Below are 21,817 nucleotides of genomic sequence, written 5' to 3'. Positions count from 1 at the left end.
GGACCCCCTTGGCCTGTTGCCTCAGTGCAGCATCTCCTGCCAGTCGGCCGGGATCCTGTCGGCGGGTGCGGGGACGGGCTGGTCCGCCGGGTGGCTGGTCGGCGGTGCCAGTTCGGGACCCTGGGTGAACTGTTCGGTGGTGTAGTCGTAGAACCACTCCTCACCCGGCTCGTAGCTCTGGATGATCGTGTGGCCGACGTCCCTGACGTGGTGCGAGGCGTGCTGGGAGGGCGAGCTGTCGCAGCACCCGACGTGGCCGCACGCCGCACAGCGCCGTAGGTGCAGCCACCAGCCCGACGGGGATTCCAGGCACTCCACACACCCGGGTCCCGACGGGGGCACGTCCGGGTTGATCATTTGCTCTGCGCTCATGGCGCGATCGTATGCGCGTGGGCGAGCGGACGCTCGGCGATCGGGGGCGATCGACTCCGACTACGCGCTGCCGGTCCTCCTGCTGGACGCCGCCAACGCCGGCCTGCGGATGAAGACAGTACGGGCACGGTTCGAGGGGGTGACGCCACCGGAACCGTGTGCCGCGGACCGGTCCCGTCGCTCAAGCGAGGGGTGGGGCGGAGGTGGGGCTTGAGCAGCGGCCCGCAGACCTCCAGGAGCGCGGATCGGCGGCTCCCCCTCTGGACGCGGAGGGGGAGCCGGCTGTGTGTTGAGGCCGCGGCCTGACGTCGATATTCAGCAGGAGCCGAAGTAGCGCTGCCACCAGGTGGGTCGGTGGCACCACAGCGCGCTTGGCCCTTCGTAGTCCCGTTCGAGAAGCTCTTCTGGAACCACGACGTACCCGAGGTCGACGAGAGTCCGATGAACCTTCTCAAGATCAGCGATGTCCAGCTCGCCGAGATCTTGAGCTTCTTGGAGCCCCAGGAAAGCACCGGGGTTGTCCGCACACACGAGGGCCAGGTCGCCGAACTTGCTGACGCACACGACGATCCGGGTCCCGGCGGTGGTCGCCTCCGCCGGGACGTGTACGCGCCCGTACTCGCTTGAGTCCTGCGTGTCCTGTTCGGAGTCACAAGGGGTGGCGAAGTCGCTCTCGAGTCGTGCAACCAGGGCGCTGAACCGAGTGCGCAGCAGGCGCGGTTCGTAACCGCGGGGCCGCTCGATGTGCTGGGGGTCGTCGAAATCGCGCAGCAGCGCCAAGAGTTCGACGTCACGGTCTGCCATGACCCGACTCTGGCAGGCGCGCAGCGGGAACTGCCAGACCTCAGCAACCAGCCGCGGCGCGCAGCTACTCGACCGCGCCGGCGAGGAAGGCGCGGTTCGCGTTGCCGTACGCGCTGGAACATCGGATTCCCGAGCTCGCGCCGGTGCAGGAGTTCTTCGGGACGTCTTGGAGCGGTTCACCGGTGAGTACCGGGCGCAGTTGGAGAGGGTGGGGGCGAAGGTCGAGGCGGTGGGGCTGCGGCTGGCCTCGTACGCGGCGATGGACGTCAACGAGTGGCTGGTGGAGCGGGTGCCGGAGAAGGCGCCCGTGGTGTGCTTCCCGTCGTTCTTCGCCGGGGACTACGAGTCGCAGTTCGCCTCGCTGGAGCGGCACTTGGACCGGCCGGCGCCCGAGTACCCGCTGCTGGACAAGGCGGGCAAGCGGGAGCTGGTGGAGCGGATCACCGGCCGGCCGCACCGGGTGCTGGGCGTGCACGTCCCCGTCGACGGCCTGGAGGACCGGCTGCGCGGGCAGGTGGAGACCGCGAACCGGGGCGTATCGATCAACGTGTACTCCTCGGTGTCGTGTTCGCGGATCATACGGCCCGCGCAGCGCCTGAAGTCGGTCGGCGCCCCGCGGTTGCTGCCCGGCGAGCGGCTCGGGACCGTATCGCCCTGGCACCGCTGTCGATGGGATGGTGGTCGTGGCGTTCGCGTTCTCGACCCCGAAGCACGACCCGCACAACGTCTGCCTGCTCTCCGACTTTCCCGTCACGCCGACCTCGTACCGGCGGCTGGCGAAGCTGGTGCTGTACGCGGCACTGTCGTACGAGGAGCGCAGAGCCCGCATGGAGCAGCTGCGGCGCGAACTGGACTCATGCCTGACCGACGGCGACGGGGAGAGCCCGTGATCGATCCCGCAGATATGTCGGAGACGCAACTGTAGTCCGAGGCAGCCGCGTTGATCGAGGCGGACCCCCGCGCCGCGCAGCGCGTTCGGGCGGGGCGGTGGGCGACGTAGATGCTGCTGACAGGTCGTGGCTGGGGGAAAGCCGAACGGCGGCGCAGACGGTGTGCGGGTGGGCACAGGCGCCCGGGACGGCGGTCGCAGTGATGGCGAAGAACGCGACGCTGGTGAAGGAGATCTGCTTCGAGTCCCCCAAGTCGGGGCTGCTCTCGGTGATCCCTCCGTCGGAGATCCGCCGCTACTCCCCCGGCAACGGGCTGACCACGCTGCACCTGGCCAACGGCTCGGTCCTCTACGGCTTCGGCGCGGAGACCCCGGACAACCTGCGCGGCTTCGCGTTCGGCAAGGGCTGGCTGGACGGGTACGCGGCGTGGAACCGGCACACGGCGCAGACGGTGTACGACATGCTGTGGCCCACCCTGCGTGAGGCGCCGGAGCCGCAGGTGGTGATCTCCACGACGCCCAAGCCGCTGCCGCACGTCAAGCGCCTGGTGGAGCGCGGCCGTACGGAGGGCGGGGACGTCTCGTGCGTGGTGCTGACCTCGGCCGTACCGGGGACAACCGGGCGAACCTCTTCCCCGCCGCGCTGGCGGAGCTGGACGCGCAGTACGGCGGCACGCGGCTGGGTCGGCAGGAGCTGGACGGGGTGCTGCTGGAGGACATCGAGGGCGCACTGTGGAAGCAGTGGATGTTCGAGGTGGAGGGCTTCCGCCTCGCGCGCGGGTCCGTACCGCCGCTGGAACGGGTGGTCGTGGCCGTCGACCCGGCGGTCACGGCGGGCGAGACTGCGGACCTGACGGCGTTCACGGTGGCGAGACGCTCGTACCCGCTGGAGGCGATGTACGGCGACCGCCGCCCCCGCGGCTACGTCCTGCATACCGAGCAGGCCCGCCGTACCCCGACCGCTGCGATGCGCCGCGCGGCCGACCTGTACCGCGAGCACCAGGCGGACTACGTGGTCATCGAGGCGAACAACGGCGGCGAGTACCTGCCGGCGTTGCTGGCGGAGGTGGCGCCACACGTGCCGTGCCGACTGGTCCACGCGACGCGGGGAAAGCGGGCGAGGGCAGCGCCGGTGGCGATGCTGTACGAGCAGTCCCGCGTCAGCCACGCGGGCCCGCTACGGACGTTCACGGCACTGGAGGAGCAGATGACGACGTACGTCGGCGCGGCGGACCCGGAGGCACGCTCTCCGGACCTGCTGGACTCGGCGATATGGGCGCTGACGGACCTGCTGATGGACGGGGGAGGGGGCACGACTCCGAGGCTGGCGCAGGGCGGCCGACTGGCAGGGCGACGGTAGATGCTGCAGACGACGCATCGAGCGAGTCGCCACGTCTCGCGTCTTTGGCGGTCCGTGGGTACGGAGTTCACTAAGTCGATCTCTGCCGTTGCCGCCGCGTTCGCTGCCCGGTAAGAACTAAATCGCTGGTTGACCTGCGCATACGGCGAGGGTTTACCCCTCCTCGGGCGGTGGGTTGATTCGCGCTCGACAGGAGCCTTGCGATCCTCGACGCGACAGTCGTCAACTGCCTGGCGCCCGTGAGGGGCGCTCAGGCTGTGAGAGAGGTCCCAGGCATGAACCTCAAGAAGACCTTCGCCACCATGGCATCCGCCGCCATCGTCGCTGGCGGCCTCGGCATCGCGGGCGCGGCGCCGGCCCACGCGGCAGGAAGCAAGTGCGGGTGGGTCGGCACGGCGGACATGATGGCCGGCGCGGACGTCTGCTGGGAGTGGGTGTCCGACGGCAAGGGCGCCTACAACGGTGTGATCACCGTCTGGATGTACGACTCCTCGAGCACCAACGGAACCATGCGGGTGGAGGCCAACGGGGGTGACGGCTGGTACGCGATCGCCGGGGCGTCGAGCAACGTCGTGAAGGGCGAGAAGGACATCACCACCTTCACGGGACTGAAGACCATCTACTTCCAGGCTTGCTCTGGACCGTCCAACTGCGGCTCGGACCTGCACTGACGCCCGCTCCACCAACCGCACCCACCACGCCTGATACGGGTCCCGCCCGTGAACCAGGCAGAGCAACCCCCGGCCGCCCGGTGCACGCCGGGCGGCCAGGGGCACCGACTTCACTCCCGGGCGTAGCTGGCAAACGCAGCCAGGGAGTGGCTCCACCGCGGGGGATGCGTCCATGACCAGCACCAGTTGACGGGAAACCCGGCGTAAGGACCGCGGCCTTAATGATCATCGAGCTGTCGGTCGGTGGACGCCTGCCGTCCAGCGGTACTTGCGGGCATCACGGCGTCGAACAGTGGCCAGCCGTCCACCTCCACTGTCTCCTTCTCAGGAAACAGCCCCCGGACCAGGGCCTCGTCCAGCAACGCCCTGACGCTGCCTGGCTCATGCAGGTTCAGATACGCCCGGTCCGACAGACGCCCCGCCGCGCCCTCATCGAAGTACCCGTCCGCGATAACGCGATCAGGACCCGGCTGGAACACCAGGCGCAGCCGGGCCCTCCCTCCGGGGCGCCACAGCGTTACGGTGCTGCTGCAGCCCGGGTAGCCCCGCACCCGATCATGCCGGTGCGCGAAACACCAGCCGTACACCGTGCCGTCCACAACCATACGGCGGATCCTGCGACTACTCCCCATCGCCGCACCATAGGTCCCTCCCGAAGGCACGGACGACCACTTTTCCTGGCCGCCTCCAAATCGGGATGACCTTGATCGCGGCTGATGAGGTCACGGCGTCGGAGCCGGTCTGGCTGGCGCTGCGGTGGTGGACACCGTACGGCTCTCCAAGGCGCCGAGTATCAGCGGGAGGTCCTTGCGGTCGGCCGTAATGAACACCGGCACGCCGTTGTCCTCGCATTCCAGGACCAGCGGTTTCGTCTCCTTGGAGGCCAGGCTGCCACCCGGGTCCGTCCAGTACTCGGGGCGGACCCTGAGCGGGGTGAGACTGGAAGGAAGCTCGCGGCGGGAGCCTCCGGTCAGGCCGGTCGACACGGCCAGAGACCCGGGGGCGGCGATGAGCGCTACGCCGTGGTTGGCGTACGAGACCTCGCCCCGCACCACGCCCTGAATGACCTGTTCCGCGGTGGGCGCCAGCGGCTCCACGGCCACCGTGTCGTCCCCACGCTGGGCCACCGTGTCGTCCCCACGCTGCCGCCGCCAGGCGATCAGTCCGAGCACCAGGGTGACCGCGAACACCACGAGGGCGCCGCCACCGGTGACGCGCAGTGCCGCCCCCATGCTGCCGGCCGTCATCGCCGCCACGCCGGCGATGCTCGCGACCGTAAGGCAGCCGGACACGGGTACCCAGAGCTGCCAGGGGTACCGAAGCCGGGACAGGTGGGAGAGCTTGGCCCACCAGAGCCAGCTCCACATCCCGAACAAACCCATGATCCCGGCCGGCAGCCCCCAGGCCATCGGCGCCCTGTAGTCGTCGCGCGGATCCGCCCGGGAGTACTTGCGGCCGCTCGGGTAGTCGGCGAACCTGACCTGTCCGCGCCAGTAGGTCACCGCGATGTCCCGCCCGACCGAGACGGTCGGGGCCGCCTCCGGGCTGCCCGAGAAGGCGACATCCGCCCGTTTTCCGTCCCGCTGGATCAAGATGAGCCGATAGGAGCCGCTTCCTTTCCGATTACGGTGAGTGGCGATCTCGGCGACGGTCGCCCGGACGGAGCGCAGACAGTCATCGCCGCCCTGCGCCGTACACGGCCGCGCGGCATCGAAGTCCCGGCCCTCGTCAAGCTGGACGGGGGCCACGATCAGCAGGAGCAGCGCCGCCACGGCAAGCGCCAGGCAGCCGAGGATCGCGGAAGCGTAGATCCCGGCCCGGTTCTGGCGGCGCGACCGGCCGGAGGTGTCGATGATGACCATCCGCGCATTCTGCACTAGAACACACGTCCGACGTCTCGCGCCGGCCGCCTCATGCCGACCCGCTGTGGCACGGATCCGCACTGACGCCCCGTGTCCGCGACTGGTACGACGCCGTCCGCAGACCAGGTAGAGCAACCCTTGACTGCCCGGCGCACGCCAGACAGCCAGAGGGGCTGATCTCGCTCGTCCCGGCAGACGTCGCCCGCCCCGCGACCGGTTAGGCTCCGCTCCCGCTACGAGACCCTGGGAGTGGCATGCGGCACTGGCGCGATCTCGTGTCTTTCGGGCGTGGGGAGGACCCCGCCGCGCGGCCCCGGTGCGGGGTGCGGGCAGGGGCCCAGGGCAGAGCGGTTCAGTGGGAGTCGGGGGCCTTGCCGTCGCACGGCGAGCGGTCCGCGCTGTCCACCGACCGCAGTTCCCCGCTCGGCTCGAAGCCCTGGCCGCGGATCAGGTCGACGGTGCGCAGCGCCACCCCCGGCGCGACCGGCGATCCGGGCCGATCGTGACGGCGGTCACACATGCGTCGACCCGGTGGTCGAGTCGATCAAGAAGTGGAAGCCTTCCTCCCGCTACCCCCGGACCCCGTGTCCACGACAAGCGTGGACCGCCGGAGAGGTGAGGAGCATCCCATGTCCGCGTTGACCCGCACCGCCGCCGCCGGCACCGCCGCCATCGCCCTGCTCGGTGCGTCGATCTCCCCAGCCGCAGCCCTTGAGGCCGGGGAGGACTACGCGACCCTGTCGAACAAGACGATCTCGATCGTCGAGGGCAGCATGACCTTCATCGACGACGGCGACGTCTTCCAGATATGTGACAACCTCGCGGACGGCAAGGGCGTTTACGGCGCCCTCTGGTACAACTCGTACATCTACACCGACGGCTACCAGCGCGTCATGACGCTCTCGGACGGCGGCGACAGCGGCTGCGACAAGACACCGCACAACATCGGCAACGGCGGCTCGTACGTCATGACGATCTGCTGGGGGCGCTACCCGACGAACCCGTTCGAGAGCACGGTCACCGGCAACGGCCCGTGCACGCACTCCGGCGAGTTCAACGAGTAACGGACGACCGAGGCCGCCCCGTCACCCCTCCCGTTCGATCGCCGCCTGCGCGCGGATCGGAGAACGGGTGACGGCGCGGACCGCGCCTGAGGGGTGTCCCGTCCCGGGTCGTGTCGGCGCCAGGCCGGGCACTGTCAGTAGTGCTCGTCGACGTGCGCGGCAAGGAGCGCGTCGGTGACGCGGAGGTGATGGCAGCCCAACTCGGCCGCCTCCTCACCGCGGGCGCACTCCCCCAGGTCCCCCTGGGCATCATCCCGGCCGACACCCCGGCCCGCCCCACCCGCCCACTGGAGACCTCCCACGCCTACGACGACACGCTGGTGTCGGCGGAACTCCTGATGGCGCAGGTGAACGTCACGCAGCCGTCGGAGATCGCGCTGTACCTGAAGGCGTTCGAGGAGCTACGGCAGTTGGCGGTGTACGGGGCGCAGGCACGGGGGTTGACCCGGGGGACGGCCGGAGGGTTGGGGTGAGGGAAGGCGTCGGCAGCACTCCCGTGGTTGGAATGCGACCGATGAGGATTCCCGCGGGGACCGTATCCGCAGCCGCTACACCGAGGACCGACTGGCCGAGCTGGCCGGCCGGGGTGTCGACCAGTACGTGATCCTCGGCGCGGGGCTCGACTCCTTCGCCTACCGCTCACAACTGGCCGCCGATGTACGGGTCTTCGAGGTGGACAAGCCCCTGACCCAGCACTGGAAGCGGACACTGCTGGCCGAGACGGGGACGACGGTGCCGCCGTCCGCCTTCTTCGTCCCGGTCGACTTCGAGAAGGAGTCCGCCCGCTCCCTCACCGGGCACCTCGTGCGGGCCGGCTTCGACCTGGGCCGGCCCGCACTGGTCAGCTGGCTCGGGGTAACGATGTACCTGACCCCGGAGGCGATCGGGCAGACCCTGGCCGTCGTCAGCGGCTTCGCACCCGGCACGGAGCTCATCGTGGAGCACCTCCTCCCGGCCGGACTGCGCGACGAGGCGGGCCAGTCGTACGCGGAGCTGGTCATGGCGGCGGCGGCAGAGCAGGGCGAGCCCTGGCAGACCTTCCTCAGCATCGAGCAGATGGACGCCCTCCTGCTTGAGCACCGCCTCCAGCCGATCGATTACGCCCGGCAGCGGGAAACGATCGACCCCGCGCAGTGGGAACGTACCGACGCGCTCCCCCCGTCCGAGCTGTCCGTCCTCGCCCGCGCGAGCGTCCCCACCCACCAGGCGTGAGCCGGACATCGCTCCGGCAGCAGCTTCACATGGGCTCAGCCAGAGCCGCCCGCCACTCCGGGCGCGGATCGGCCCCCACGCTCGTCCAGTACTCCCGGCCGCGCACGATCCGCCCCTGCCGGACGGTCCAGAACGAGGCCGCGCGGAACACGCCGAGCTCGTCATGCGGCACCTCGACCTCGGAGACCACCTCGTCGCCGTCGGCCACGATCCGCAGTACCCGAATCGACCAGCCTTCCGGATACTCGCTGTTCACCGCGACGAAGTTCCTGCTGCCGACTATGCGCTCCGCGCTGATCGGCCACTCCACCACGACGTCCTCCGCGACCAGATCGGCGACGGCCGACCAATCACGCGCCTGGATCCGACCCCACAACGCCTCGACCACTCCATAAGGATTCATGGGGCAACCCTGGCACGAGCCACTGACAGTGGGGCCCGCAGCTCAGCCCCGGGGCCAGCTCCGCCCGCCCGTGACCCCCTCCGCGACGCGCTGCCACGCCTCCTCTCCACCCGGCAGCGGCCACGCCCACGTCGGCTGCTCCCACACGGTCAGGTCGTGCAGGCGCCGGGCAAGCTGCGGGCCGGCGGTGGCCGTACCGTCCGGGACGGTGGGGCCGTGGGTTTCGCGCAGTCGTGCGAAGCGTGCGAGTTCGTCCTCATAGAGGGCCACGGCTTCGGCGGTCCCCGCGTCGAGGTCGTCGCGCGGCGTGGTGCGGTGCAGATGCAGGAGCGGGGGCTCGATGTCCTCGGCCACGGCAGCGGCAAGGCGGGCGTGGCCGTCCAGGATCACGTGGCAGTCCAGCCCGCTGACCCACCACAGCAGCACCGGCGGCAGCGTCCCGTCCCGCGCCTGCTTGCGGTACGCCTTCACCCGGCTGTCGGCGGCGTCGGGCACGGGCCGCAGCGCGAGCACCTCCCAACCGCAGGAATGGAGGTGCCAGTCGAGGTATCCGTCCGGATGCCCCTCGACGAGCATCTCCTCCCAGTACGCGGCGTGCGAGGTGCCGGCATGCCGCCAGCGCAGGAGCGGGCTCTCGAACGAGAGCAGCCAGCGTCCGTCATGCAGCGGACCGCCGGCCGCTTCGCCGAGATACTCCGCGAAGCGACGAGCCCACCGCACGGGGCTCCCCGCCAGGGCCCGCGCGGTATCGGCCCGCAACGGCGGCGCAACGGAGCGGTACTCATCAGTACGCCAGAAGTCCACGCCCTGCAGATGCCTGTCGACAAGGGCCAACAGCACCGGCCGCGACTGCTGAGCGATCACGAGCCGCCGCCCGGCCGTGAACACGCACAACCCCGGCTCGCGCCGCCCCTCCGCCTCCAGGGAGAGCCCCAACCACGTGCCGTCTTCCCGCGTGACGTCGCTGCGCTGCATGCCGAGAGCGTAGACGGGTAGGCCGCTGCTGTTCGCAGTTCAGGTAGCTGTGCCAGTGGTGCGGAGACACGCTGCACGAACCGACTCAGCAACCGCCGGGACCGTCGTAGTAGCCCGGCCGTGCGAGGAGTACCGCATTGAAGTAGTAGCCCTGCACGTCGTCCGGGTCGTCGTCGCCCTCGAACGCACGCCAGAAGCTGAGCAGCAGATCCGACGCGACGAACGACGCCGGATCGTCCTCAGCGGGGACGACGGCCACGACTTCGGACAGCTGCCGCACGACCTCGCGGGCCGGCAGTCCGAAGACGTCGATGCCGCGGAAGCAGACCACGTCGCTGGCATCGGACGGACGCCCGAGCTCCACATGCTCCAACTGATCGCGCATGCACCCGATGCTGATCATCAGGCCGCTCGGCCGGAAGACATGTTGCCCCGCCTTGTCGGACGTCGAGATGTCCCGTAGGTCTCGCAGTGACTCCAAGGCGATGTCCGCATCCCGGCGCGACATCCCGATTCGCAACGGGCCGACACCATGCGGCGGGACAAGCTCGAAGTTCATGCGCGCATGCTGCCAGGACGAGCAGGCAACGTCACCCCCCTCATGAGGAGCACAGCTCCCGCCGAGTGGCCTGCTTCCGATCACGAACCACGCCCTGCGCAACGCCCGACGCACCCCATAGACTGGATCACAGCGACCCTCCGCAGCACAGCTCGCCGCCCGCCCCCGAGGCGCTCGGCCCGAGGGACCGCCAGGTCGCTCCTGGCCGGCAGCCGAAGTACCGGCGGGGCGCGGGGAGAAAGCGCGGCGCTCGTGGCGCAGCCACTGTCCGCTGATCAGTTCCTGTCCGTCCTGAAGTCCTCCGGCGTGCGCGTCGTCACCCACGGCAGCTGGCGAACCCACAACCGCGACCACAAGGGCCCCTGGGGCCCCGTCCACGGCGTCATGGTCCACCACACCGGCCCGTACGCCACCGAGGCCGGCATGGTCGACTTCTGCCGCACCGGCTACCCCGACCTCCCCGGCCCCCTCTGCCACGGCGTCGTCGACCGCGCCGGCACCGTCCACCTCGTCGGCTACGGGCGTACGAACCACGCCGGAGCCGGCGACGGCGACGTCCTCGCCGCGGTCATCGCGGAGAAACCGCTCCCGCCCGACAACGAGGCCGACACCGACGGCAACCGCCACTTCTACGGCTTCGAGTGCATCAACACCGGCGGCGGCCAGAAGTGGACCGACGCCCAGCTCAAGGCGACGCACGCCGTCAGCGCCGCGCTCTGCCGCGCCCACGGCCGGAGCGAGCGCTCGGTGATCGCCCACAAGGAGTGGCAGCCCGGCAGGCCCGACCCCGCCGGCATCGACATGGCCGACTTCCGTACGGGCCGCAGTTCGCCGCTCGTCACCGCGATGGGCAAGCGCCTCGTCGCCGGGGGCTGCGGCCGCTACCGCAGCGGCCCAAGCCCCCGCTGGACCGACGCCGACCGCTGCTCCTACGCCGCCTGGCAGCGCAAGCTCGGCTACTCCGGTGCGGACGCGGACGGCATCCCGGGCCCCACCAGCTGGGCCAAGCTCCACGTCCCGCAGCCATAACCCCCGCTATTCCGAAGGAAGTTCCATGCCCCGTACGAAGCCGCGCCTGCTGGCCGACAGCACCGAACGAGCCACCCTCACCTACCTCGAAGCCTTCCTCGGCCTCCTCCTGACCGTCGGCGCCACCGACCTCGTCGACCTGACCGCGCTCCAGTCGGCGGCCGTCGCCGCGATTCCGGCCGGCCTCACGGTCGTCAAGGGAGCCGTCGGCACCCTGATCGGCCGCAGCACCACGGCTTCGTGGCTCCCGGCCACGAGCGACCCCATCCACCCGTAACCCACCGAAGGAACTTCTCTGATGAACCTCCGCACCATCCTCACCGCGGCCGCGCTCGCCGCAGTCGCCCTGCTGACGGCAACGACCTCGGCCTCCGCCACCCAGCCGGGCCCAGGAGACAAGCAGTGCGTCCCGGGCCTCCAGGGCACCCCACACCCGGCCCACAAGGCGGGCGTCCGCACCAACGCACGCTGACGCCGTAGCCCGCCACCCGGCCCCCCGAACCACAGGAAGCGAAGGCCCCGATGCCCGACGGAGAGATCGCCCTGGAGCTCGCCGAACTCCGCCGCGCCCTCGCAGTCGGGCTAGCCCGCATCGACGGCCAACTGACCCTGCTCGTCCAGCGCTCCGACCAGATCGACAAGACGGTCGAAGAACTGGACGCACGAGTCACGGCCCTGGAGCGCTCCCGCTGGCCCCTGCCAACGACCGCCGCCCTCTAAACCGGCCCCCCGAACCACAGGAAGCGAAGGCCCCGATGCCCGACGGAGAGATCGCCCTGGAGCTCGCCGAACTCCGCCGCGCCCTCGCAGTCGGGCTAGCCCGCATCGACGGCCAACTGACCCTGCTCGTCCAGCGCTCCGACCAGATCGACAAGACGGTCGAAGAACTGGACGCACGAGTCACGGCCCTGGAGCGCTCCCGCTGGCCCCTGCCAACGACCGCCGCCCTCTAAAGCCGTCCCACCTCTTCCACCGCGAGGCCGAGTGGACCGGCCTGAACACCTTCGTCGACCGACCCACCCCCCACGCGATGCTCGGCGTGGTCAGCGGGCGGCGGATGGGGAAGACGTACCTGCTGCGCGCCCTCACCGAAGCGCGGGGCGGCTTCTACTTCGGGGCCACCGCCGCGACCGCGGATGAGTCGCTGCGCCAGTTCGGCGCGGCGCTGGCCCGTCACGCCGGCGCCCCGGCACCGTTCTCCTTCGGCACCTGGGACGACGCGGTCTCCTCCCTCTTCGCCCTGGCCGCACCCGACCGGGGCGAAAGTCCCCTCCTCATCGTGATCGACGAGTTCCCCTACCTGGCCAAGGCCGCTCCCGAACTGCCCTCACTCATCCAGCGCGAGACGGATCGCTTCCAGGTCCGGGAAAGCCGCATGCGGATGCTGCTGTGCGGCTCGGCGATTTTCGCGCCTCGGCTACCCCGCCGACCCGATCACCGGGTAGTGGTCCGACAGGTTGGTGTAGGTGTACGCGGTGCCCCCGCTGGAGACCGTCCACGGCGGTGAGGTCTCCTTGAGGACCTCGTTGTTCCAGCCAGACGGCTTGGCATTGCCCGCGCGGAACAGTACGTGGTCGAGGTCCTCGCGCGGGTCGTCGGGGTAGCGGTCCGCGGCGATCGAGTTCTCCGCCGTGTCGAAGGAGTACGGGTGGCCGGTGCGTGAATCAGCGGGCGCCAGGCCGGCGTTGGCGAGCAGGGCGGCGTACTCGGAGCTGTGGGAGTCGACGTTCAGGTCGCCGGTGACGATGACCTCCTCGGCGGCCGGGATGCTCCTGGCGTCCAGGAAGGCGTCGAGCTCCTTGAACTGGCGTGCCCGGTCCTGCGCCGCCTCGCCGGGGGCGCAGCCGGGGTCGGTGGACTGGGCGTGCGTGCCGACCACGTGGACCCTGGTGCCGTTGACGTTCAACACGGCGTAGACGAAGCCCTTGTTGGAGTACCAGTCGGCGCCGCAGGCGTTCTTGTAGACGTACTGCTCCTTGCGCAGGATCGGCCACTTGCTCAGCAGCGTCACCCCGCCGTCCTCCGGGGTGAAGGAGGAGTACGCCCCGGAAGTGGCGTCCCAGCCGGTCCTGCCGCGGCCGACCACCGGCGTCTGGTACGGGTAGGCCGCGGCGGCCCGGCTCTTGAGCGCGTCGGAGGTGGCGTTGTCGAATGCCTCCTGCAGTACGACCACGTCGTGGCCCTGGAAGAATCCGGCGGCCGGGATCGCCGAAGCGCGGTGGGCCTGGCCCCAGTTGGGGTAGAGCGTCGTGCTCATCAGGAACGTGTTGTACGTGAGGACGCTCAGGTTGGGCAAGGCGGGGGCCGGCGCGGCGCTCGCGGCGCCGAGCGTACTGGCGGTGAGGGCGAGGGCGGCGGCGGTCGTGACGCAGGCGCGGCTGAGCGGGGGACGCGGCACAGGAACTCCCGTTCGTGGGGGACGAAGCCGGGGCGGGACTAGCGCCCGGCTGCGGGGCATGCGGTGGCGCCCCTCCCGGGACGCCGCGCACCGCGCACATCAAAGCAAGGGCGGGCGGTTTCCAGGTAGACCGCGGGCGTCGGGCGCATGACCGAACTCCCAACGGCCGCAGCGGAGTTGACGCCCCCGTCCGCGCCCCCGTGCGGGTCGGCTCAGGGGCGGTCCAGGCCCCAGGTCTGCAGGGTGAAGGGGCGTCCCTTCTCCTCACCCGTGATCGGCGGCACGTCCAGCAGGCCGAAGCCCGCCTTCGCGGCCACCGCGACGCTGGCGGCGTTCTCGGCCTCCAGCTCCAGGATCACCCGCTCCACACCCCACTGCTCGAAGGCGTACGCGGCCATCACCCGCACCGCCCGCGCCGCCAGCCCCTGGCCGCGGTGCGCCGGACCGATCGCGTAGCCGATCTCCGTGCCCTCGGGGGCGCGCCGCAGCATCACCTCGCCCAGCGGTGCGCCGCCGTCGACGGTGACGGCGAGCAGGATGGTGACGCCCTCCTTGCGCAGCTGCCGGGACCGGTCCAGCCGGGTACGGGCCGCCGCCTCGTCGAAGGGCGAGACGATGGGCGTCCAGTACGCGATGTCGGGATGGTCGAACAGCTCCGGCATCACGGCCAGATCCCCCTCCGCCCAGTCCCGCAGGACGAGCCCCTCCCCCGCGAGCTCGATGCGCTCGGGCAGGGGCGATGTGGCACTGCTCATGGTGGGGCCTCCCTGGCCGCTTGAGGAGGGGCAGGATAACCGGGGGCGGGGTGTGCTCACATGTGCTTTTCGGGGGTGGCGGTCAGCCGGGCGCGGGCCTCCATCAGGGCGAAGCCGAGGAGGTTGCGGCCGCGCCAGCGGGTGGGGTCGGTGGCGTGGTCGTTCGCGGCGCCCAGTCCTATGCCCCATATTCGGTCGCGGGGGCTGGCCTCGACCAGCACCCGGTTCGCCGTGCCGAGGAGGTACGCGCGCAGGGCCGGGTCCTGGGCGAACTTGGCGACGCTGCCCTCGACGACCAGCTCGAAGCGGGCGGCGCTCCAGCGCGCCTCGTCGAAGGGCTGGACGAGACGCCCCAGGGCCTTGGCCTCCGCGGGGGTGCGGGCCGCCAGGATCGCCGCGAGCGACGCCTCGTCGCCGAACAGCCGGGCCTTCCCCGCCATCATCCAGTGCTCGGCGCTCGCGTACTCCACTGCGGCCACGGTGAACGGGGAGGGCCACCACTGGCTGAGCGCGCCCGGGCCGATCGAGCCGTCGGGCTGCGGCCGATGCCCCCAGAACATCAGCCACTTGGGCCGCGCACCGGCTGCGACGAGGGCCGCGAGGTCCTCCCGCGTACGCGCCTGGAGCGGGTCCTTCGTATCGTTCGTGTTCATGGAGGCGATCCTCGCAGCCGCCACTGACAATCCGCGAAGGCGTTTCGCCGGCGGCGGCTAGACGGCCTTCGCGGCGTTGCCGAGGATCTTCGTCGGGGTGATGCGGACGACCACGCGGACCTCTTCCGGCGGGGCCTCCAGGTAGTCCTTGCCGGCGCCCGGGCCGATGTACTCCTCCGCGATACGGACGGCCACCGCGCGGCCGGTGTCCTCCGTGACGGTGGCCGTGCCGCGGATCTCGACGTACAACTGCGGGTCGGCGAGGTCGAAGACGGTCACGCTGACGCGTGGGTCGCGGAGCATGTTGCGCTCCTTGCGCCTGCCCTGCTCGGTGGAGACGAGCAGCTCACCGCCGTCCCGGCTCACCCACACCACCGAACTCTGCGGGCCACCGTCGGGGTTGAGGGTGGACAGCACGGCGGGGTACGGGGCGTCCAGCAGGGTCCGTACGGTGTCGTTCATCTCCACGGGCATACCGGGGAGGTTAGCCGGGACCTCCCGTGCGACGCATCACGATAGACGCGCCCCGCCAATCGCCGACGCGCAGCAGACGCACGCGCACCACCCCGAGCTCGATCAGGCGGTGCGCACTCGCCCTCAAGCACGGCGCCCCCGCCGAAGGGTCCGGGCCGACGTCGAAGGCCCGTCATCACGGTTCGGCGAAGGACCGGCCGCCTCCCCGCACCCAGCCCTATCGTGTCGCCCGTGACCGAATCCGGGGAACTGATAGGTGGCCGTTACCGACTGGTTGAGCCGGTCGGTCAGGGTGGCATGGGTCGTGTATGGCGCGGCCTCGACGAAACCCTCGACCGCGAGGTCGCCATAAAGGAGATCCTGTTTCCACCCGGGCTCGACAGCGGGCAGCAGGAAGTCCTCTTCCGGCGTGTGGTACGCGAGGCTCGTGCGGCGGCCCGGCTCAATCATCCCGGAATCGTCACTGTGCACGATGTGGCGAAGCACCAGGGCGCTCCCACCATCGTCATGGAGTTCATTTCCGGCCGGCCGCTGGCCACCGCCATTCGGGAGCAGGGGCGTCTCCCCCTGCAGCGTGTGGTGGAAATCGGCATCGCGGTCCTCGGCGCCCTTCAGGCGGCGCATGCTGCCGGAGTCGTACACCGGGACCTCAAGCCCGACAACATTCTTCTCGCCAACGGGCGGATCGTTCTCACCGATTTCGGGATCGCCAGTCTGTCCGATGCCACCATGGCGTTGACCAGCACCGGAACAATTCTGGGCACCCCCGTCTACATGGCACCCGAGCAGCTCGAAGGCAAGCCCGCCACCGCCGCCGGAGACCTGTGGTCCCTTGGTGCGACCCTCTACACCGCCGTCGAGGGGCAACCGCCGTTCACTGGACCCACGTTCACCTCCCTCTGCCTTGCCATCCTCACCCAGGACCCCCGCCCCGCCGATCACGCAGGCGCCCTGACCTCCGTCCTGGCCGAACTACTCACCAAGGACCCTGCCCAACGCGTCACTTCGGAGGACGCCACCCGCGCCCTGGCCGCACTCCTCCCCTCGGCCCGCGCCCCGTTCCACACGCAGACCCGCCGCAGCGACACGCACCCGGCGACCGTCCGCTCATCCCGATCCGGTTCGCAGCGGGCCCGCCCCGAATCCACCGCGTCGAAAACCGTCACCCTGATCGGCCATACCGGCCCGGTCAATTCGGTGGCCTTCAGCCCCGACGGGAGCCTTCTCGCCAGCGCGAGCGACGACAAGAGCATCCGCCTGTGGAATATCGCGGCCGGCACGGCCGAATTCATCGTCATCGGCCATACCGGCCCGGTCAACTCGGTGGCCTTCAGCCCCGACGGGAGCCTTCTCGCCAGCGCGAGCGACGACAAGAGCATCCGCCTGTGGAATATCGCGGCCGGCACGGCCGAATTCATCGTCATCGGCCATACCGGCCCGGTCAACTCGGTGGCCTTCAGCCCCGACGGGAGCCTTCTCGCCAGCGCGAGCGACGACAAGACCGTCCTCCTGTGGAATATCGCGGGCGAGATAACTTCCGACACCATCACCGCCAAGACTCTTCAAAAACATACCAATCTGGTCAATTCGGTCGCGTTCAGTCCCGACGGCCGGACCCTCGCCAGCGCGAGCTGGGACAGGACCGTCCGCCTGTGGGACATCGCGACCGGAAAGCCCGTCGCCACCCTCACGGGCCACAGCAAAGCGGTGTTCTCGGTCGCGTTCAGTCCCGACGGCCGGACCCTCGCCAGCGCGAGCTGGGACAGGACCGTCCGCCTGTGGGACGTCGCGGCCCGAAAGCCCGCTGCCACCCTCATCGGCCACACCAACTCGGTCAACTCGGTCGCCTTCAGCCCCGACGGAAGGACCCTCGCCAGCGCCAGTTGGGGAGACAGGGCCGTCCGCCTGTGGGACGCCGCTACCGGAAAGCCCGTCGCCACCCTCACCGGCCACACCGACTCGGTCAACTCGGTGGCCTTCGGCCCTGGGGGAAGAAAGTTCGCCAGTGCCAGCAAGCAGGACAAGGCCGTCCGCTTGTGGGACGTCGCGACCGGGAAGGCCGTCGCCACCCTCGCCGACCACACCCAGGCGGTCAACTCGGTGGCCTTCAGCCCCGACGGGAGCGTCCTCGCCAGCGCCGGCCGGGACAAGACCGTCCGCCTGTGGCCGATACCCGGCTGACAGCGTCCGCGGGCGAAGAGCTCCAGGGTGTGGTCGCGTGCGACGGTCGCATCCCTCGACGGCCGCTCGCATCCCCCGCGGTCCTACGGCCCGTTCCCCCGCCCCGCCGGGAATCCCGCATCACCGTGGATCTGAATTCTGGCCTCAGGACGCTCCCGGGGCGATGTCCGCCTGGAGGGGGGCGAGGGCGGTGCCTATCTCGCCGATCGTCTCCTGCGGTACGCCCAGCGCGGCGAGGGTGGCCACCAGGTGGCCGACCACGCGGTCGAAGTGCTCCGGGGTGATGCCCAGCCGCGCGTGCGCCTCGCCCATGCCGCGGCCCTCGTACGCCTCGGGTCCGCCCAGCGCCGCGCCGATGAAGGCGCGCTGGTGGCCCTTGAGTCGGCGGACGTCGACGCCCGTGAAGTAGGGCGCCAGTTCGGGGTCGTCCAGGACGCGGAGGTAGAAGTCCTCCACCGCGGCGTCCACGGCCGCGGCGCCACCGATCGAATCGTAAATGCTCATGAAAGGGGAGTATGCCGATTCGAACGCGGCAGCGGTAGAGGCGACTTGGGGCAGTGCTCGGTCATATCCCGTCGATCGGGGCTTGCGGCGGTGTGACGCGGTCCTGTTCGAAGGTTTGGGTGCGGACTGGGAACAGGACCGCGTCAGCAACCCGCCGTCGTTCCTGGCGGTTCGCCAGGCGGCGCCCGGTCCGCCGGTCACGGGTGGCGGCCGCCGGGGTGCTGCTCTCAGTTGTAGAGCTTGTTCACCGCGGTGGCGGTGGTCTGCTTGAACGCGGCTTCCGGGGCGTCCGCGAAGCCGCCCATCTGGCTCCACCGCACGAGGGTGACCGTCGCGCCGTCGCGGCCCACGCCGAACAGCGCGATGCCGTTCTCCGACTCCGGCACCGAGGTCGCCACCGCCGCCGTCCAGGCGCCGTCCTCCGCCTCGACCGGGCCGAGGTCCTTCCAGTCGGCCCACGCGCCGGGGATCTGCCGTTCGAAGGTCGCGGCGCAGTTCCGGATCGAGGCCGCCAGGCGGGCCGCCAGCCGCTTGGCCGCGTCCGTGCTGCGCGTGGTGACCACCACCTGCAGCGCCCCCGTGTCCATCTCGGTGCCGAACTCACGGTGGGAAGTGCCCCGTTGGGGCAGCACGCCGTCCTGTGCGCAGAACACCCCGTACTCCGGCAGCCCCGCCGTCACCGGGCCCGCGTACCACGGGGAGTAGGCGTACGGGGGCAGCTCCCCGGGCTCAAGGAACGTGGGCGTGCCCGTGTGGTGGGGGCTCCCCTTCACTGCCGCCTTCGCCGGCTCCTTCGCCACCGCCCCCTGCTGCGTCGCCCCGACCGCGAGCGCCGCCACCCCCAGCGCCGCCGCTGCCGCCGCGCCGATCCGCTTCCTGCCGTACATGTGCTTCCCCCGTTCGTGCAACCGCCCGTGGGCGCCGGGTCGTTGTCCGTCCGACGCCTTCTCCCCCACAACCTTGCGAACTACCGCAACCAACCGCAAGTCCGACACGTCGATACGGGAGGGTGGAACGGATTCGCCCCTCCCACCAGGGGGAAGCGCCCCGCCCTGGAACGCCCCGCCGGGACGGGGGAACAGGAGGCAGAGCCGGATGAGGAGTGGTGCGAAGGAGGAGTTCGCGGCGCTGGTACGGGAGGTGAAGGAGCGCTCCGGACTCAGTTACGGGGCGCTGGCCGCGCGGCTGCACCTGAGCGCCTCCACCCTGCACCGCTACTGCAGCGGCGAGTCCGTCCCCCTGGAGTACGTGACCGCCGAGCGCCTCGCCCGGCTGTGCGGCGCCACGTCCGGGGAGCTGCTGGAGCTCCACCGCCGCTGGCTGTACGCGGACGCCCTGCGCCGCGAGCCGAGCGGCCCGAGAGCGCCTGCGGCCGCGCCCGTTGGCCCGAAGGCGCCCGCGAGTCCGCCGCCGCCCGTCAGTACGTACGCCCCCTCCTGGGCACGCAGCCACGGGGCGGTGCACGGCGGGCGCACCGTCGTGGAGGTCGTGTTCGAACCCCGTGACGGCCTTCCCCTGGTGGTACGCGCCGTCCGTATCCACGTCGTCGGGCGCGGCGGACCGCTCCCGTGGAACGCCTGCGGGATGTCCGAAGGCTGCGTGGACTCGGACGTGGACGTGCGGTGGTACGTGGAGGTGGAGTGGAGCCGGGGGGATCAGGTCGAGCGCACCCGCATCGGGGAGGGCGAACTCCCCTTCCGTACCAGCGGGTTGATGGGACCGCTCCCCTGCCACTTCTCCGCGGACCGGGGTTGGCGCATCCCCTGACGATCCCTGGGAGCCGAAGGGGACCGCGTACCCGCTTGCGGAACTCGGTGTGCATGAGGCCGTCCGTGCCCAGCAGTTCACAGCACCCGGGTGAACGTCACCTCCACCTGCGGGGGCCCCGAGGGGGCGCCGTGGTAGACGCCCTTGTGGGGGACCACGTCGCCGTACTCGCGGCCCCGGGCCACCACCACGTGGGATTCGCCGGGGCGGGTGCGGTTGGTGGGGTCGTGGCCGATCCAGTCGCCCGCCCAGTACTCGAGCCAGGCGTGGCTCTGGCCGGCGACCTCCGTGTGCGCGGGGGCGTCGGGGGCGGGGTGGAGGTAGCCCGAGACGTAGCGGCTGGGCAGGCCGATGCGCCGCAGCAGGGCGATCGTGAGGTGGGTGAGGTCCTGGCAGACGCCGGCGCGCTGGTCCCAGGCGTCCTGGGCGCCGGTGTGCACGCCGGTGCTGCCGGGGAGGTAGTCCACCCGGTCGCGCACCAGTTCCGCCACTGCCAACGCGGCCTGCTGGGGCGGGAGTTGGGCGCACGCCTCGCGGGCCGCCGCCACCGGGGCGGCTGCGATGCCGGTACGGGGGGTGGGCAGCACGTACTCGTACAGCCGGTCCGCGTCCAGGCGCTCCTCCACCGCCTCCCAGCCCGGGTCCTCGGGCAGCGGCCCGGGGGCGGAGGTCTCCACCAGGCTGAGCGCCTCGATGGCCAGTTCGCCGTGCGGCTGGGCGAGGTCGAAGGTGGTGACCTGCGTCCCCCAGTAGTCCCAGTACGTCCACACCGACGTCGCCGGGGTGATCGTGATCCGCGAGTCCAGCGTGGTCTGGCCGGGGAGGGTCAGCGGGGTCATCCGCAGTTCGTTGTGCGAGGAGTTGGCGCTTCCCTCGTACACCGCCCGGGTGCGGTGGCTGATCTTCAGGCGGCGTCTCGGCTGCTCGGTCATGCGCCCTCCAATGCCCAGGCCACGGGGCCGCCGTAGGGGAAGAACCGCTCGGCGACGGCCGAGGCGGACTGGGTGCAGGCGTCCTGGACCTCCCGCAGCAGTACGGGCAGGTCGCGCTCCAGGTCGGCCGGGTCGAGGTACTCCAGGCGGGTGCGCATCCGGCCGATGGGCGCCAGCGCCGGGTCCGTGCGGTTGCCGTACCCGCCGTGGTCGGGCCCGGGGCGGCCCAGCGCCAGCAGGCACTGCTCGGCGGTGAGCAGGGCGTGCATCACCGAGCGGGGGAAGTCCCGTTCCAGCAGCAGGAACTCGGCCACCTGCGCCGAGCCGCCGAAGCCGCGGCGCAGGCGCAGGAACGACTCGTCGGCGCCGCCTGCCCCCAGCAGCGTGGGCCAGTCGGGGGCGTGGACGGCGGCCAGGACCCGTACCGCCAGCAGCCGGGCCGTCATGTCCACCCGCTCCAGGCTGCGGCCCAGCACCACGAAGCGCCAGCCGTCGTCGCGGCTGAGGGTGGACTCCACCAGGCCGAAGAAGAGGGCGGCGCGGCGGCGTACCAGCTCCAGATAGCGGTACGGGCCCACGTGCCGCGCCGTGGACTCGTAGGAGTCCAGGCTGTGCCAGGTGGAGTTGAGGCACTCCCACATCTCGGTGGAGACCACCTCGCGGGCCAGGCGGGCGTTCTCGCGCGCGGCGGTGAGGGCGCCGGCGATGGAGCCGCCGCTGCGGCGGTCGAACGCCAGTCGGTCCAGGACCTGTTGGACGTCGCAGGGCGTGTCCTGGGCCACCTGCGCGCCGAGGATGGCGTGCAGGGAGCGGCAGGCGGCGTCCTCGTCGCTCCACGGGTCCTCCAGCAGGCGGTGGAGGTACGCGTCGAGGATGCGGGCGGTGTCGTCGGCGCGCTCGACGTAGCGGCCGGTCCAGAAGAGGGACTCCGCTATCCGCGAGAGCATCCGCTC

The 21,817-nt window shown here is 70.9% G+C and carries 29 protein-coding genes and 2 pseudogenes; 15 read left to right on the top strand and 16 right to left on the bottom strand.

Features of this window, described 5'->3' with window-relative positions; genetic code table 11:
• Positions 1–21 precede the first annotated feature (21 nt).
• Positions 22–372, bottom strand: a complete 351-nt coding sequence (locus ACFQLX_RS11795) for a UBP-type zinc finger domain-containing protein (protein ID WP_386414312.1) — start codon at positions 370–372, stop codon at positions 22–24.
• A 315-nt stretch (positions 373–687) separates the two neighbouring features.
• Positions 688–1,176: a hypothetical protein gene (locus ACFQLX_RS11790; protein ID WP_386414311.1), complete on the bottom strand. Its 489-nt coding sequence runs from the start codon at positions 1,174–1,176 to the stop codon at positions 688–690.
• Positions 1,177–1,342: 166 nt separating this feature from the next.
• Between ACFQLX_RS11790 and ACFQLX_RS25800 the strand changes: the two genes are divergently transcribed.
• From ACFQLX_RS25800 to ACFQLX_RS11765, 4 genes and pseudogenes are all read left to right on the top strand, one after another.
• Entirely contained in the window at positions 1,343–2,101 is a 759-nt protein-coding gene (locus ACFQLX_RS25800; protein ID WP_465270545.1) for a putative antirestriction adenine methyltransferase, read from the top strand.
• A gap of 167 nt (positions 2,102–2,268) precedes the next feature.
• Positions 2,269–2,613 (top strand): annotated as a pseudogene (locus ACFQLX_RS11775) (hypothetical protein); the annotation flags it as partial.
• 35 nt (positions 2,614–2,648) lie between these two features.
• Positions 2,649–3,425 (top strand): phage terminase large subunit family protein, encoded by a 777-nt coding sequence (locus ACFQLX_RS11770; RefSeq protein WP_386414308.1) that lies wholly within the window; start codon positions 2,649–2,651, stop codon positions 3,423–3,425.
• 275 nt (positions 3,426–3,700) lie between these two features.
• Positions 3,701–4,096: a hypothetical protein gene (locus ACFQLX_RS11765; protein ID WP_386414307.1), complete on the top strand. Its 396-nt coding sequence runs from the start codon at positions 3,701–3,703 to the stop codon at positions 4,094–4,096.
• 218 nt (positions 4,097–4,314) lie between these two features.
• Here the strand turns inward: ACFQLX_RS11765 and ACFQLX_RS11760 are convergent, their stop codons facing one another.
• The 3 genes from ACFQLX_RS11760 to ACFQLX_RS11750 all read right to left on the bottom strand — a co-directional run bounded on the left by ACFQLX_RS11760 (position 4,315) and on the right by ACFQLX_RS11750 (position 6,478).
• On the bottom strand, positions 4,315–4,701 hold the full coding sequence (locus tag ACFQLX_RS11760; RefSeq protein WP_386414305.1) for a hypothetical protein: 387 nt from the start codon (positions 4,699–4,701) through the stop codon (positions 4,315–4,317).
• A gap of 117 nt (positions 4,702–4,818) precedes the next feature.
• Positions 4,819–5,958, bottom strand: coding sequence for a hypothetical protein (locus ACFQLX_RS11755; protein ID WP_386414303.1), 1,140 nt, complete (start codon positions 5,956–5,958; stop codon positions 4,819–4,821).
• Positions 5,959–6,310: 352 nt separating this feature from the next.
• A complete protein-coding gene (locus ACFQLX_RS11750) occupies positions 6,311–6,478 on the bottom strand; it encodes a hypothetical protein (RefSeq protein ID WP_386414302.1) in 168 nt (55 codons plus the stop codon).
• A gap of 109 nt (positions 6,479–6,587) precedes the next feature.
• Between ACFQLX_RS11750 and ACFQLX_RS11745 the strand changes: the two genes are divergently transcribed.
• From ACFQLX_RS11745 to ACFQLX_RS11735, 3 genes and pseudogenes are all read left to right on the top strand, one after another.
• Positions 6,588–7,022 carry a hypothetical protein gene (locus ACFQLX_RS11745; RefSeq protein WP_386414301.1) on the top strand — a complete coding sequence of 145 codons (435 nt, stop codon included), beginning with the start codon at positions 6,588–6,590 and terminating at the stop codon, positions 7,020–7,022.
• A 110-nt stretch (positions 7,023–7,132) separates the two neighbouring features.
• Entirely contained in the window at positions 7,133–7,495 is a 363-nt protein-coding gene (locus ACFQLX_RS11740; RefSeq protein WP_386414299.1) for a Scr1 family TA system antitoxin-like transcriptional regulator, read from the top strand.
• Between the two features lie 40 nt (positions 7,496–7,535).
• Positions 7,536–8,234: pseudogene (locus tag ACFQLX_RS11735) on the top strand (class I SAM-dependent methyltransferase); the annotation flags it as partial.
• A 25-nt stretch (positions 8,235–8,259) separates the two neighbouring features.
• On the opposite strand, the gene ACFQLX_RS11730 reads toward ACFQLX_RS11735, so the two are convergent.
• The 3 genes from ACFQLX_RS11730 to ACFQLX_RS11720 all read right to left on the bottom strand — a co-directional run bounded on the left by ACFQLX_RS11730 (position 8,260) and on the right by ACFQLX_RS11720 (position 10,171).
• Positions 8,260–8,637, bottom strand: a complete 378-nt coding sequence (locus ACFQLX_RS11730) for a nuclear transport factor 2 family protein (protein WP_386414297.1) — start codon at positions 8,635–8,637, stop codon at positions 8,260–8,262.
• Between the two features lie 42 nt (positions 8,638–8,679).
• Complete coding sequence (locus tag ACFQLX_RS11725; RefSeq protein ID WP_386414295.1) at positions 8,680–9,612, bottom strand: hypothetical protein; 933 nt, start codon at positions 9,610–9,612, stop codon at positions 8,680–8,682.
• Between the two features lie 85 nt (positions 9,613–9,697).
• Entirely contained in the window at positions 9,698–10,171 is a 474-nt protein-coding gene (locus ACFQLX_RS11720) for a hypothetical protein (protein WP_386414293.1), read from the bottom strand.
• Between the two features lie 252 nt (positions 10,172–10,423).
• Here ACFQLX_RS11720 and ACFQLX_RS11715 point away from each other — a divergent pair, with 252 nt between their 5' ends.
• The 6 genes from ACFQLX_RS11715 to ACFQLX_RS11690 all read left to right on the top strand — a co-directional run bounded on the left by ACFQLX_RS11715 (position 10,424) and on the right by ACFQLX_RS11690 (position 12,707).
• The gene (locus ACFQLX_RS11715; RefSeq protein WP_386414292.1) at positions 10,424–11,200 is read left to right on the top strand and encodes a peptidoglycan-binding protein; all 777 of its coding nucleotides are present in this window, start codon (positions 10,424–10,426) and stop codon (positions 11,198–11,200) included.
• A gap of 25 nt (positions 11,201–11,225) precedes the next feature.
• Positions 11,226–11,477, top strand: coding sequence for a hypothetical protein (locus ACFQLX_RS11710; protein ID WP_386414291.1), 252 nt, complete (start codon positions 11,226–11,228; stop codon positions 11,475–11,477).
• Between the two features lie 21 nt (positions 11,478–11,498).
• Positions 11,499–11,672 (top strand): hypothetical protein, encoded by a 174-nt coding sequence (locus ACFQLX_RS11705; protein ID WP_386414290.1) that lies wholly within the window; start codon positions 11,499–11,501, stop codon positions 11,670–11,672.
• Between the two features lie 50 nt (positions 11,673–11,722).
• A complete protein-coding gene (locus ACFQLX_RS11700) occupies positions 11,723–11,920 on the top strand; it encodes a hypothetical protein (RefSeq protein WP_386414289.1) in 198 nt (65 codons plus the stop codon).
• 35 nt (positions 11,921–11,955) lie between these two features.
• Positions 11,956–12,153, top strand: coding sequence for a hypothetical protein (locus ACFQLX_RS11695; RefSeq protein ID WP_386414289.1), 198 nt, complete (start codon positions 11,956–11,958; stop codon positions 12,151–12,153).
• A gap of 77 nt (positions 12,154–12,230) precedes the next feature.
• The gene (locus tag ACFQLX_RS11690) at positions 12,231–12,707 is read left to right on the top strand and encodes an AAA family ATPase (RefSeq protein ID WP_386414288.1); all 477 of its coding nucleotides are present in this window, start codon (positions 12,231–12,233) and stop codon (positions 12,705–12,707) included.
• Here ACFQLX_RS11690 and sph read toward each other — a convergent pair.
• The 4 genes from sph to ACFQLX_RS11670 form a co-directional block, all read right to left on the bottom strand.
• Positions 12,618–13,598 carry a sphingomyelin phosphodiesterase gene (sph, locus tag ACFQLX_RS11685; protein WP_386414287.1) on the bottom strand — a complete coding sequence of 327 codons (981 nt, stop codon included), beginning with the start codon at positions 13,596–13,598 and terminating at the stop codon, positions 12,618–12,620. The two genes, ACFQLX_RS11690 and sph, sit on opposite strands and share 90 nt — an antisense overlap.
• A 212-nt stretch (positions 13,599–13,810) precedes the next feature.
• Positions 13,811–14,353, bottom strand: a complete 543-nt coding sequence (locus ACFQLX_RS11680; RefSeq protein ID WP_386414286.1) for a GNAT family N-acetyltransferase — start codon at positions 14,351–14,353, stop codon at positions 13,811–13,813.
• Between the two features lie 56 nt (positions 14,354–14,409).
• Positions 14,410–15,006, bottom strand: coding sequence for an NADAR family protein (locus ACFQLX_RS11675; protein ID WP_386414285.1), 597 nt, complete (start codon positions 15,004–15,006; stop codon positions 14,410–14,412).
• Between the two features lie 57 nt (positions 15,007–15,063).
• Complete coding sequence (locus tag ACFQLX_RS11670) at positions 15,064–15,480, bottom strand: PPOX class F420-dependent oxidoreductase (protein WP_386414284.1); 417 nt, start codon at positions 15,478–15,480, stop codon at positions 15,064–15,066.
• A 231-nt stretch (positions 15,481–15,711) separates the two neighbouring features.
• Here ACFQLX_RS11670 and ACFQLX_RS11665 point away from each other — a divergent pair, with 231 nt between their 5' ends.
• Positions 15,712–17,661, top strand: a complete 1,950-nt coding sequence (locus ACFQLX_RS11665) for a WD40 repeat domain-containing serine/threonine protein kinase (RefSeq protein WP_386414283.1) — start codon at positions 15,712–15,714, stop codon at positions 17,659–17,661.
• Positions 17,662–17,805: 144 nt separating this feature from the next.
• On the opposite strand, the gene ACFQLX_RS11660 is transcribed toward ACFQLX_RS11665, so the two are convergent.
• Together ACFQLX_RS11660 and ACFQLX_RS11655 are read right to left on the bottom strand one after the other, a co-directional pair.
• On the bottom strand, positions 17,806–18,165 hold the full coding sequence (locus ACFQLX_RS11660) for a group I truncated hemoglobin (RefSeq protein WP_386414282.1): 360 nt from the start codon (positions 18,163–18,165) through the stop codon (positions 17,806–17,808).
• Positions 18,166–18,392: 227 nt separating this feature from the next.
• Entirely contained in the window at positions 18,393–19,052 is a 660-nt protein-coding gene (locus ACFQLX_RS11655) for a hypothetical protein (RefSeq protein WP_386414281.1), read from the bottom strand.
• 208 nt (positions 19,053–19,260) lie between these two features.
• Here ACFQLX_RS11655 and ACFQLX_RS11650 point away from each other — a divergent pair, with 208 nt between their 5' ends.
• Positions 19,261–19,932, top strand: a complete 672-nt coding sequence (locus tag ACFQLX_RS11650) for a helix-turn-helix domain-containing protein (protein ID WP_386414280.1) — start codon at positions 19,261–19,263, stop codon at positions 19,930–19,932.
• Positions 19,933–20,009: 77 nt separating this feature from the next.
• Here the strand turns inward: ACFQLX_RS11650 and ACFQLX_RS11645 are convergent, their stop codons facing one another.
• Together ACFQLX_RS11645 and ACFQLX_RS11640 are read right to left on the bottom strand one after the other, a co-directional pair.
• Positions 20,010–20,864, bottom strand: a complete 855-nt coding sequence (locus ACFQLX_RS11645) for a transglutaminase family protein (RefSeq protein ID WP_386414279.1) — start codon at positions 20,862–20,864, stop codon at positions 20,010–20,012.
• The gene (locus ACFQLX_RS11640) at positions 20,861–21,811 is read right to left on the bottom strand and encodes an alpha-E domain-containing protein (protein WP_386414356.1); all 951 of its coding nucleotides are present in this window, start codon (positions 21,809–21,811) and stop codon (positions 20,861–20,863) included. Before ACFQLX_RS11640 ends, ACFQLX_RS11645 begins: the two co-directional genes overlap by 4 nt.
• Positions 21,812–21,817: the final 6 nt, after the last annotated feature.

Source organism: Streptomyces polyrhachis (assembly GCF_042663125.1).
Classification (GTDB): domain Bacteria; phylum Actinomycetota; class Actinomycetes; order Streptomycetales; family Streptomycetaceae; genus Streptomyces; species Streptomyces polyrhachii.
Note: the sequence above shows the minus strand (reverse complement) of the source record. Positions and strands in the feature narration are given on the sequence as shown.

What these genes read in the sequence shown, in the direction of transcription:
- ACFQLX_RS11790 (WP_386414311.1), bottom strand. Translation starts at nt 1,176, where the DNA reads ATGGCAGACCGTGACGTCGAACTCTTGGCGCTGCTGCGCGATTTCGAC.
- ACFQLX_RS11705 (WP_386414290.1), top strand. Translation starts at nt 11,499, where the DNA reads ATGAACCTCCGCACCATCCTCACCGCGGCCGCGCTCGCCGCAGTCGCC.
- ACFQLX_RS11710 (WP_386414291.1), top strand. Translation starts at nt 11,226, where the DNA reads ATGCCCCGTACGAAGCCGCGCCTGCTGGCCGACAGCACCGAACGAGCC.
- ACFQLX_RS11795 (WP_386414312.1), bottom strand. Translation starts at nt 372, where the DNA reads ATGAGCGCAGAGCAAATGATCAACCCGGACGTGCCCCCGTCGGGACCC.
- ACFQLX_RS11690 (WP_386414288.1), top strand. Translation starts at nt 12,231, where the DNA reads ATGCTCGGCGTGGTCAGCGGGCGGCGGATGGGGAAGACGTACCTGCTG.
- ACFQLX_RS11655 (WP_386414281.1), bottom strand. Translation starts at nt 19,052, where the DNA reads ATGTACGGCAGGAAGCGGATCGGCGCGGCGGCAGCGGCGGCGCTGGGG.
- ACFQLX_RS11720 (WP_386414293.1), bottom strand. Translation starts at nt 10,171, where the DNA reads ATGAACTTCGAGCTTGTCCCGCCGCATGGTGTCGGCCCGTTGCGAATC.
- ACFQLX_RS11755 (WP_386414303.1), bottom strand. Translation starts at nt 5,958, where the DNA reads ATGGTCATCATCGACACCTCCGGCCGGTCGCGCCGCCAGAACCGGGCC.
- ACFQLX_RS11750 (WP_386414302.1), bottom strand. Translation starts at nt 6,478, where the DNA reads ATGTGTGACCGCCGTCACGATCGGCCCGGATCGCCGGTCGCGCCGGGG.
- ACFQLX_RS11675 (WP_386414285.1), bottom strand. Translation starts at nt 15,006, where the DNA reads ATGAACACGAACGATACGAAGGACCCGCTCCAGGCGCGTACGCGGGAG.
- ACFQLX_RS11700 (WP_386414289.1), top strand. Translation starts at nt 11,723, where the DNA reads ATGCCCGACGGAGAGATCGCCCTGGAGCTCGCCGAACTCCGCCGCGCC.
- ACFQLX_RS11745 (WP_386414301.1), top strand. Translation starts at nt 6,588, where the DNA reads ATGTCCGCGTTGACCCGCACCGCCGCCGCCGGCACCGCCGCCATCGCC.
- ACFQLX_RS11680 (WP_386414286.1), bottom strand. Translation starts at nt 14,353, where the DNA reads ATGAGCAGTGCCACATCGCCCCTGCCCGAGCGCATCGAGCTCGCGGGG.
- ACFQLX_RS11730 (WP_386414297.1), bottom strand. Translation starts at nt 8,637, where the DNA reads ATGAATCCTTATGGAGTGGTCGAGGCGTTGTGGGGTCGGATCCAGGCG.
- ACFQLX_RS11660 (WP_386414282.1), bottom strand. Translation starts at nt 18,165, where the DNA reads ATGAGCATTTACGATTCGATCGGTGGCGCCGCGGCCGTGGACGCCGCG.
- ACFQLX_RS11650 (WP_386414280.1), top strand. Translation starts at nt 19,261, where the DNA reads ATGAGGAGTGGTGCGAAGGAGGAGTTCGCGGCGCTGGTACGGGAGGTG.
- ACFQLX_RS11760 (WP_386414305.1), bottom strand. Translation starts at nt 4,701, where the DNA reads ATGGTTGTGGACGGCACGGTGTACGGCTGGTGTTTCGCGCACCGGCAT.
- ACFQLX_RS11695 (WP_386414289.1), top strand. Translation starts at nt 11,956, where the DNA reads ATGCCCGACGGAGAGATCGCCCTGGAGCTCGCCGAACTCCGCCGCGCC.
- ACFQLX_RS11645 (WP_386414279.1), bottom strand. Translation starts at nt 20,864, where the DNA reads ATGACCGAGCAGCCGAGACGCCGCCTGAAGATCAGCCACCGCACCCGG.
- ACFQLX_RS11725 (WP_386414295.1), bottom strand. Translation starts at nt 9,612, where the DNA reads ATGCAGCGCAGCGACGTCACGCGGGAAGACGGCACGTGGTTGGGGCTC.
- ACFQLX_RS11765 (WP_386414307.1), top strand. Translation starts at nt 3,701, where the DNA reads ATGAACCTCAAGAAGACCTTCGCCACCATGGCATCCGCCGCCATCGTC.
- ACFQLX_RS11670 (WP_386414284.1), bottom strand. Translation starts at nt 15,480, where the DNA reads ATGCCCGTGGAGATGAACGACACCGTACGGACCCTGCTGGACGCCCCG.
- ACFQLX_RS11640 (WP_386414356.1), bottom strand. Translation starts at nt 21,811, where the DNA reads ATGCTCTCGCGGATAGCGGAGTCCCTCTTCTGGACCGGCCGCTACGTC.